General features: G+C 69.6%; 10 protein-coding genes. 3 read left to right on the top strand and 7 right to left on the bottom strand.

The window, feature by feature from the left end; translation table 11 throughout:
- The first annotated feature begins 193 nt into the window (after nucleotides 1-193).
- Both ACFV2J_RS04895 and ACFV2J_RS04890 read left to right on the top strand, forming a co-directional pair.
- Entirely contained in the window at nucleotides 194-586 is a 393-nt protein-coding gene (locus tag ACFV2J_RS04895; RefSeq protein ID WP_385086809.1) for a helix-turn-helix domain-containing protein, read from the top strand.
- A gap of 143 nt (nucleotides 587-729) precedes the next feature.
- On the top strand, nucleotides 730-1,137 hold the full coding sequence (locus ACFV2J_RS04890) for a VOC family protein (RefSeq protein WP_385086806.1): 408 nt from the start codon (nucleotides 730-732) through the stop codon (nucleotides 1,135-1,137).
- Between the two features lie 121 nt (nucleotides 1,138-1,258).
- On the opposite strand, the gene ACFV2J_RS04885 is transcribed toward ACFV2J_RS04890, so the two are convergent.
- Nucleotides 1,259-2,419, bottom strand: coding sequence for an acyltransferase family protein (locus ACFV2J_RS04885; protein ID WP_385086803.1), 1,161 nt, complete (start codon nucleotides 2,417-2,419; stop codon nucleotides 1,259-1,261).
- A 442-nt stretch (nucleotides 2,420-2,861) separates the two neighbouring features.
- On the opposite strand from ACFV2J_RS04885, the gene ACFV2J_RS04880 reads away from it, so the two are divergent.
- Nucleotides 2,862-3,308, top strand: a complete 447-nt coding sequence (locus ACFV2J_RS04880; protein WP_385086799.1) for an SRPBCC family protein — start codon at nucleotides 2,862-2,864, stop codon at nucleotides 3,306-3,308.
- Between the two features lie 79 nt (nucleotides 3,309-3,387).
- Here ACFV2J_RS04880 and gcvH read toward each other — a convergent pair whose 3' ends face one another.
- From gcvH to ACFV2J_RS04850, 6 genes are all read right to left on the bottom strand, one after another.
- Nucleotides 3,388-3,783 carry a glycine cleavage system protein GcvH gene (gene gcvH / locus ACFV2J_RS04875; protein ID WP_385086796.1) on the bottom strand — a complete coding sequence of 132 codons (396 nt, stop codon included), beginning with the start codon at nucleotides 3,781-3,783 and terminating at the stop codon, nucleotides 3,388-3,390.
- Between the two features lie 366 nt (nucleotides 3,784-4,149).
- On the bottom strand, nucleotides 4,150-5,601 hold the full coding sequence (locus ACFV2J_RS04870; protein ID WP_385086793.1) for a purine-cytosine permease family protein: 1,452 nt from the start codon (nucleotides 5,599-5,601) through the stop codon (nucleotides 4,150-4,152).
- A 304-nt stretch (nucleotides 5,602-5,905) separates the two neighbouring features.
- On the bottom strand, nucleotides 5,906-6,316 hold the full coding sequence (locus ACFV2J_RS04865; RefSeq protein WP_385086790.1) for a hypothetical protein: 411 nt from the start codon (nucleotides 6,314-6,316) through the stop codon (nucleotides 5,906-5,908).
- 154 nt (nucleotides 6,317-6,470) lie between these two features.
- Nucleotides 6,471-6,917 (bottom strand): NUDIX domain-containing protein, encoded by a 447-nt coding sequence (locus tag ACFV2J_RS04860; RefSeq protein ID WP_385086787.1) that lies wholly within the window; start codon nucleotides 6,915-6,917, stop codon nucleotides 6,471-6,473.
- A gap of 125 nt (nucleotides 6,918-7,042) precedes the next feature.
- Nucleotides 7,043-7,711: an epimerase gene (locus tag ACFV2J_RS04855; protein WP_385086784.1), complete on the bottom strand. Its 669-nt coding sequence runs from the start codon at nucleotides 7,709-7,711 to the stop codon at nucleotides 7,043-7,045.
- A 29-nt stretch (nucleotides 7,712-7,740) separates the two neighbouring features.
- Nucleotides 7,741-8,415, bottom strand: a complete 675-nt coding sequence (locus ACFV2J_RS04850; RefSeq protein ID WP_385086781.1) for a TetR/AcrR family transcriptional regulator — start codon at nucleotides 8,413-8,415, stop codon at nucleotides 7,741-7,743.
- Nucleotides 8,416-8,583: the final 168 nt, after the last annotated feature.

Below are 8,583 nucleotides of genomic sequence, written 5' to 3'. Positions count from 1 at the left end.
TTTGTCACTCTCTCCGCCGCACCCGCCCGCGCGGGGCGCCCCCCGCGGGGGCCGCGCGCCCGGGCCCCCCCCCCCCCGGACCCTTGCCCGGGTCCGGTGTCACCACCGGCCCGGCGCTGTCATGTCCGGCGTCCGGTCCCAGGCGGCTGCCCGACGGGGCGGGGACGACGGAGAATCATGGTGTGATGACGCCGTGAGCCGCCCAGCCGAAGACACCAACCGCCGCATGCTGCGGGCCCGGGACGCCATGGACCGCGCGTACGCGCAGCCGCTGGACGTACCGGCCCTGGCCCGGATCGCCCATGTGTCCCCGGCCCACTTCACCCGCACCTTCCGGGCCACGTTCGGCGAGACACCGCACCGCTATCTCCAGCGCCGCCGGGTCGAGCGGGCGATGTTCCTGCTGCGGGAGACCGACCGCAGCGTGACGGACATCTGCTTCGCGGTCGGCTTCGGCAGCCCCGGGACCTTCAGCCGCACGTTCCGCGAGGTCGTCGGCCGCTCGCCGAGGACGTACCGCAAGGAAGCGACCCCAGCGAACGTACCGACGTGCTTCACCATGGCCTGGCTGCGGCCCGCCGGCTGACCCTGCGGGCCTCGGTCACGAGGGCGCAGGTGTGGTGCCCTGGACCTCGGCGTCACGGCGCAGCTGCAGGGGGCAGAAGGCGGCCCCTCGACTGAGCAGTTTTGGACAAGTTTCCGTCCGGCCCGGCCGGTAGCGTGACGTACATGTTCAACGCCATCACGCACTCACAGATCTACGTCCTCGACCAGGACCAGGCCCTCGACTTCTACGTGGGCAAGCTCGGCCTGGAGGTCAACTCCGATGTCGACCTCGGCTTCATGCGCTGGCTCACCGTCAACGTCCCCGGACACCCCGAGCGGCAGATCCTGCTGGAGAAGCCGGGACCTCCGGCCCTGTCCGAGGAGACGGCGCAGCAGGTCCGGGAGCTGGTGACCAAGGGCGCGACCGGCGGCTCGCTCATCTTCAGCACGGACGACTGCCGCAAGACGTACGAGACGCTGCTCAGCCGGGGCGTCGAGTTCACCGAGGAGCCCACCGAGCGTCCGTACGGCATCGACTGCGGGCTCCGCGACCCCTTCGGCAACAACATCCGTTTCACCCAGCCGGCCTAGGCACATCCCGGCCACCGCCCGGTGGCGGGAGGCGGTGACGGGCCGACCCTCCGGGCCGCGACGCCGGCCCGCGGTCGGCCCGGCGAGCCACCGCCGGCACACGGCCGCCCGGAGCAGTGCTCTATCCCCGTCGGACGACGCCTCTGCTCTGCCCGGTCACGGGCGGCTGCGACTTCCCGCTCCGGCGGCGGAGCAGCAGCTCCCGGGCCGGGCATTCGACACCCTCGTAAAGCAGCCAGGCCAGCCCCAGTGCCACGGTGAACGCGACGGCGGTCGCGGTCAGTCCGGCGGCCGCTCCGAAGTGCGGGGACTTCCCGAGCAGGTTGATACCGGCTCGCAGGACGAGCAGATGGATCATGTAGAAGGCGAAGGAGAGTTCCCCGAGCCGCACCAGTCGCCGGTGCCGCCACAGTGAGGGCAGGCCCCGCAGGTCGGCGACGGCAGCCGCCGGGATCAGCAGGGCGAAGCCGACGATGGTGCAGGTGGTGGCCGAGTACCCGGGGGTGACCTGGGGAACGAGGAAGTAGCCGATGATCGTCAGGGCGAGTGAGGCCTCCGTACCGGGCCCGCGCCAGCGTCCCAGGAACACCAGCCGGGCGACGGCGGCTCCGAGGACGAATTCGGGGAGGCGGGCCGCGGGAAAGGAGTACACCGGCTGGCTCAGCCAGTGGTGCGCGTCCGACCAGGCCAGGGCCGCCACCGCCAGCACCGACAGTCCCGCGACGACGGTCACTCCGCGCGCCTGGAGTCGGCGCAGGCCGAGGGCCAGCAGCGGGAAGACCGCGTAGAAGAAGGCCTCGCAGGCGAGCGACCAGCTGACCGGGTCGAGTGTCTGCCACCACGGGCGCCACCAGGAGTGCGTCAGCAGCAGGTTCGCCAGTGCCGAGTTCAGGGTGGGCCTCATCTGGTGGGACAGGGTGAATCCCATGAGCAGCGCGATCGCGGCGGTGACGAGGTGGACCGGATAGATCCGGGCGATGCGGCGTCGCCAGAAGGCCACGGCGCGGTCGCGTGGCCGTGCCGACCACATGAGTACGAAGCCGGAGAGGACGAAGAAGAACGAGACGCCGTTGGCGCCCGCCCCGAATCCCCACGCCATGATGCGGCCACCGGTGTCCCCGAAGTAGCCGAAGTTGTGCACATGCAGCCCGAAGACCAGCAACGCCGCCACCCAGCGCAGCCCGGTGAGCGAGGGCAGTGCGGACGGCCGGGTCGGTTGGGCGGACTCGGCCGTGGTGGCTGTCGGGACCGGCGCCCGGGTCGTCCGGGTCGCCGAGGTCATCGCGTCACCTGCCGAGGGGTGTTCGTGGAGGGCATGAAGGGGAGCGTTACCTGTTCGTCATGGTTCATTCCGGCCTCGTGGGGAGCGTCACACCAGCCTCCGCGCGCCCGGAGGGCTCCACTCGGTCCACGGGGGGCGTGACCCTGCTCGGTGGCCCCGACGGCCCGGCCATGACGTGCCTGCCCAGGGGCCGGCGTCCGGGACGGGACGTTCACAGGTGCGGTCGAAGCCACGTACGTGCATCCAGCCATTACTACCCGTTGCGGACCGGCCGGGGGTCAAACCGGGCTCTCCCGGGTGTGTCGGGCGCCGCCGGCCGGTGATCGGCGGGCCTGCTCCGGCAACAGGACGCGCTGGTGGGACCGGGCCCGTAGGCTGAGGCTGCCACGCGGGCTCGCGTGCGCTCAGCCGGAGTCCCAGTGATCGCAGCACAGGAGGAACCGTGGCCGGTCAGTTCGAGGCGACAGCCGAGATCAACCGCCCCGTCGAGGAGGTCTTCGCCTTCCTGGCCGAGGGCACGAACGACCCCAAGTTCAGCCCCAGGGTGCAGGAGATCAAGAAGACGCCGGAGGGCCCGACGGCCGTGGGTACGGTCTTCACGAGCACGGTCAAGGACGCGGGCATGAAGTCGGGCCGGCAGTTCCGGATCACCGAGTTCGACCCGCCGCGGCGGATCCGCTGGACGGAGATCTCGAAGAACGTCGTGACCGCCGACCAGGGCGGCTACGACCTCGAGTCCACCGGCCCGGGCACGACCCACGTCAGGATCTTCAACGTCCTCGAAGGCCATGGCATCGGGAAGCTGCTGGTGGGCTTGGCGCTGAGTGCGGCACGCAAGGACGCGGACGCGTTCGGTCAGCGGATCAAGGCCGCCGTGGAGGCGTCCTGACGGACGGAGGGACGGGGACCCCATGCGGTGACCGGCGCCGTCCGGATCGTCCGCCTGGGGTCCTGGTCCCGACAGGGGTCTATTCGCCGTCCGCGCTGATGTAGCTCTCGTAGCCGTCGTCGCTGAGCAGCCGGCCGAGTTCACCCTTGTCGGTGAGCTTGATCTCGATCAGCCAGCCGTCGCCGTAGGGCTCCTCGTTGACCCTCTCGGGGGCGTCGTTGAGTTCGTCGTTGAGTGCGATCACCTCGCCCGACACCGGCGCGTAGACCTCGGTCACCGCCTTGACCGACTCCAGGGTGCCGAACGGGTCGCCCGCGGACATACTGGTTCCCGCGGCGGGAAGTTCCGCGAAGACGATGTCTCCGAGTTCCTTCTGGGCGTGGTCGGTGATGCCGACACGCACCACGCCGTCACGCGTCACCCGCACCCATTCGTGGTCCCTGGTGTACTTCAGCTCGTTGGGGACGTTCGACATGGAGACTCCTTCGGGGGTGTCGTATGCCGAACGGTCGCCGTCGGCGGGGCCAGTCTGCGCGAGCGCCTCCGCCCGCCCGTGCACCACCACCCGAACGGCCCGCAGGGACCGTGTTGGCGCGGTTTCCCCGGGAACAGCGAAAACCCCGCCTCCGGAACACCGGAGACGGGGTCGTATGGAGCGCCGGGCAGGCCTTGCACCTGCATCTCCCCGCAGGAAGCGGGACGTCTTTCCTTGGACCACCAACGCATCGAGTCACGCCCGGAGTTCGGGCGGGAAGCTCAAGATCGAGCATAGCGCAGTCACCGTCTCCCCGAAAAATGGGGGCCGCGGACCGGGTGCGTCGGCGGTGGTCGAGGACAGCGGTCATGGCTCCCGGTGGTCGTGGGCGGCCGATTCCAGTGCCGTCAGCTCTTCTTCGGCGAGCCGTGTCTCGGCCTCGACGTCGATCGAGCGGGTGAACAGCCAGTAGAGCACCGCGGCGACGGGCAGCCCGATGAACAGCGAGATGTCCGCGCCACCGAGTGCGTGCGCCGCGGGACCGACGTAGAGCGTGCCGACGGAGAAGAACGGCACCATGACGGCGAAGCCGACGAGGTACGCGACGATGCCGTGCCAGCCCCAACGCCCGTAGATGCCACGGGGGTTGAAGATCTCGGCGACCGCGTAGTGGCCGCGGCGCACCACGTAGTAGTCCATGAGGTTCACCGAGGTCCAGGGGATGAACAGGTAGAGCACCAGCAGCAGGAAGTCGTTGAAGTTCTCCAGGAAGTGGGCGGTCGCGGCCAGCGCTCCCACCACCGAGAGCACGCCGGTGAGGCCGAGTGTCACGAGCCGTACGGCGACGGTCGGCCGCACCCTCCTGAACGAGTCGATCGCGCTGATGAGGGTGAGGGACCCGCCGTACATGTTCAGCGCGGTCACCGACACCAGGCCGAGGGCGGCGAACAGCAGAACGATCGCGCCGAACCCACTGAAGACCTTGTCGCCCGCCGCGTTGATCGAGCGGATCGTCTCGAAGTCCTTGCCCGCCCATCCGGCGAGCAGTGCGCCGAGGGTCATCAGCCAGATGCCGCCGAGCGCCGACCCGAAGTACGTCCAGTAGAACGTCTTGCGGACGGTCACATCCGGCGGGAGATAGCGGGAGTAGTCCGAGACGTAGATGGCCCAGCTGATCTGGTAGCCGGCGACCACGCCGAACTGCGCGAGGAACGGCGTCCACTTGAAGCCGCCGAGGTCGAAGGAGCCGGCGGGATAGTGAAGGGTGACCAGGATGCCCACCGTGAAGACGCCGAAGATGACGAGGAAGGCGTAGGTGAGGACCCGCTCGGCGCGGTGGATGACGTCGTAGCCCACCAACGCGATGACGAACGCGATGAGCGTGACCACGACGACCCACGGTTTGACTCCGCCGTGCACCGTGCTGTGCAGGGCCTCACCGGCCAGGATCGTGTTGAAGACGTTGAATCCGGCGTACTGCACATAGGCGAACAGCCATACCAACAGGGCTCCGACGTACCCGAACTGCGGCCGTGACTGGATCATCTGCGGCAGTCCCAGCTGCGGGCCCTGCGCGGAGTGGAAGGCCATGAAGAACGTGCCGAGGATGGTGCCCGCGGCGATCGCGATCAGCGACCAGATGAGGTTGCCGCCCCCGGTGATGCTGATGAGGCCCACCGCCAGGGTGGCGATCTGCGCGTTGGACATGAACCACAGGGGCCCCAGATGCCACAGTTTTCCGTGGCGCTCGTCGAGGGGGACGTAGTCGATGGAGCGGATTTCCAGACCCGATACCCGTGGCTGCGACGAGGTCGTCACGAGCACCTCCTTTGCGGGGGTTCACCGAGCGATGAGGACGTGCCTCATCTGTCGCCACGATCATGCCCCGAGCGGAACCGGTCAGGAAGGAGCCCGGCCGGGAAGCGCATCACGGAGGACGTGCACGATGTCGGCGGCCGGGCGGTGGGCCAGGAGTCGACGGCGCAGCGGCGGGCGGGGAGATCCGCCCGACGGCGGCGTGCCGGCCCGGACCGCTCGTGGGCCGGCACTCCGCCCCCCTGTCGTCCTCGTCGGGCGTGAATCGGCGTTCCCGGCGCGCGCCCGGGTACGGGGAGGGGTCCGGTCAGCGGGTGGGGGTCACCCGGAGGCTCGAGAAGCAGTCATGCACCGGGTCGGTCTCGCTGTAGATCGCGGTGTCCTTCATGAACCCCAGTTGTCCGTTGTCGGCGACGGTCATCAGCCAGCGGGTCGGGTGCGGGCCGCCGACCCATGCCTGACCGTCCTCCTTGCAGTAGAACCAGCTCGGGTTGGAGTACATGTGGCCGACGATCACGCCGGGGTCCGGGTAGATGTGGTTGTTGCCGACGGTTCCGTAGACGGCTGCGCCCGAGACGTTGTTGCAGTACCACTTGATGCCGCCGTCGTTGGTCCAGCAGCCCGCGGCGGCGTGCGCGGACGGGGCCGCCACCGCGCCGAATCCGACGGCCAGCGCCGCGGTCGCCAGCGCCGTACCGAGCTTCTTGTGAACACGCATATGTTCCCCCGGAGTTGTCGCTCACCGAGCGGTGAACGGTCATGGGCGCCGATGGACGACGCCTGCCACCACTATGGCGAGCGGCGACGCCGTGGGTCGATCACTTCGATCCTGATGGAATCCTTGGTCGTGGCTCCGGTCTCCGTCGGCGCTCTCACCGGGTCGGATCCGCCAGGGTGACCAGGTCGGTGCCCGTGTCCACCGCGTCTCGCAGCAGCGCGGCGATCTCCTCGGGGTCCAGGCTGACGGCGTCGAGCGCCCGCGCGGTCAACGGGACTTCCTCGAGCCGGTGTTCGCCGCGGTCCGGGTCGTCGAACTCCGGGCCGGTGCGGTCCGCCTCCGACCACGTCAGGATGCGGGCCAGATAGAAGTACTGCCGCTGGTGCGCGTCGGCCAGCACGTGCAGCAGCCCCGTGATCCGCGGCTCCCCACCGGTCTCCTCGCGTATCTCACGCGTCAGGGCCGCCCGCAGGCTCGGATCGTCCGGTTCGACGTGACCGCCGGGGAAGACCCAGTAGGGCGCCGCGCCCGGCCAGGTGCGCCGGATCAGCAGGAGCCGGGCCGCCGGCGTGACCAGTACCGCCCGGACGCATTCGATCACCGCGCCTCCCGTGGTCGCGACAAGTCCTGACGAGCGTACGGCACATGTGCCGGGACCGGTCCGGGTCGCCCCGACCCGGGCGGATCGACATCGCGTCCGGCGTGACGCGTCGCCGTCCCGTCTCGTCACACGGCGCCGAGCCGGTTGATCTCCGGGCTGTGCAGCACCGACGGGCCGCTTCCCTGGAGCGCGACGACGGCGATCATCGCACGGCCGAGGTGCTCGGTCGTCGTCACGTGCTTGGGGGCCAGCCTGCGGAGTACGGGGTACAGCCACGACGTGAGCCGGTAGGTCAGACGGTAGACGGGTGTCTTCGAGACGGCTCCGTTGCGCGGCTGGATGTAGCCGGGACGGAACAGATAGGTGTGGAACGGCATCGCCAACAGCGCGTTCTCCGTACGGCCCTTGACCCGCGCCCACATCGAACGGCCCGACTCCGTGCTGTCCGTCCCCTCCCCCGACACGTAAGTGAAGGTCAGGGACGGGTTGTCGACGCTCACGGCGCGGGCGGCGGCGAGCGTGCAGTCGTACGTGATCCGGGTGTACTCCCCCTCGTCCCGGCCGGCCGAGGAGACTCCCAGACAGAAGAAGCAGGCGTCCAGGCCCACCAACTCGCCCTGGACCGCGCCGAAGTCGGAGAAGTCCGGGTGCACGACCTCCCGGATCTTCGGGTGCTCCACCTCCAGCGGGGACCGTACGACGAGCACCACCTCCTCGACCTCCGCGTCCTGGAGGCAGGCGTGCAGCACGCCCTGCCCCACCATTCCGGACGCTCCGAAGATGGCCACGCGCATGATTGCTCCCGGGTGGGGTGGGACGGCGGTCAGGACGCCGTACGGGTGAGGGTGCCGGCGATGAGGGTCGCCACCACGTCCTTCAGGGTGGCGGCGAAGTCCATGCGCAGTGCCGCGAGTGCCGGGTCGGCGTCGTAGGCGGCGAGCATGCCCGGGGAGGGCCGCGCGTGGGTCCAGACGGCGCCGGCCACCATGAAGGCCTGTGCGCTGAACTGCCTTGCCCCGTCGCCCAGTTCGGGCAGGTACTGACGTGCGAGACCGGCCAGTGCGTCGACGTTGCCGATGGCCGCCCTCTTGTACCGGGCGGCGACCGCCGCGGACACGTTGTGCTCCAGGACGCCGGCCTGCGCGCTGAGCAGATCGCACAGCACCCGGCGCTCCGCGAGGGAGCGGGTGAACACCGCCGCGAACTCCTCACCCCGCTGCCGGACCGCGTGCTCCGGACCGATGCCGGCGGCGAGCAGCCCGGGCAGTTCGTCCATCAACCGCTTCCACGCGCTGTCCAGCAGTTCCAGCAGGATCGCCTCGCGCGACTCGAAGTACCGCAGGACGTTCGACTTGGCCAGCCCTACGCGTCGGCTCAGTTCGTTGAGGCTGACCTCGCCGACCGACATCTCGTCGAGCATCGCGGCCGCGGTGTCGAGGATCGCCTGTCGGCGGATCTCACGCTGCTCCTCGCTGCGCGCACGCTGGAAAGTGGTCATGGAGCCATGTTACAGACTATCGGTCTTTTGACATCAGACCGCCGGTCCCTTACGGTGACGACAGAAGAGACCGGCGGTCTGCAATCGGTCCCGGCCGAACTCGACGGAACCCCCTTGCCGCTCATGCGGGCCCGACGGCCCGCGGCCGGTCACGGCGGAACATCCCCG

Origin of the sequence: Streptomyces sp. NPDC059668 (assembly GCF_042734135.1) — a bacterium.
In the GTDB taxonomy this organism is placed as follows: domain Bacteria; phylum Actinomycetota; class Actinomycetes; order Streptomycetales; family Streptomycetaceae; genus Streptomyces.
The sequence above is the reverse complement of the archived record's forward strand: the minus strand, read 5'-3'. Positions and strand labels throughout refer to the sequence as shown.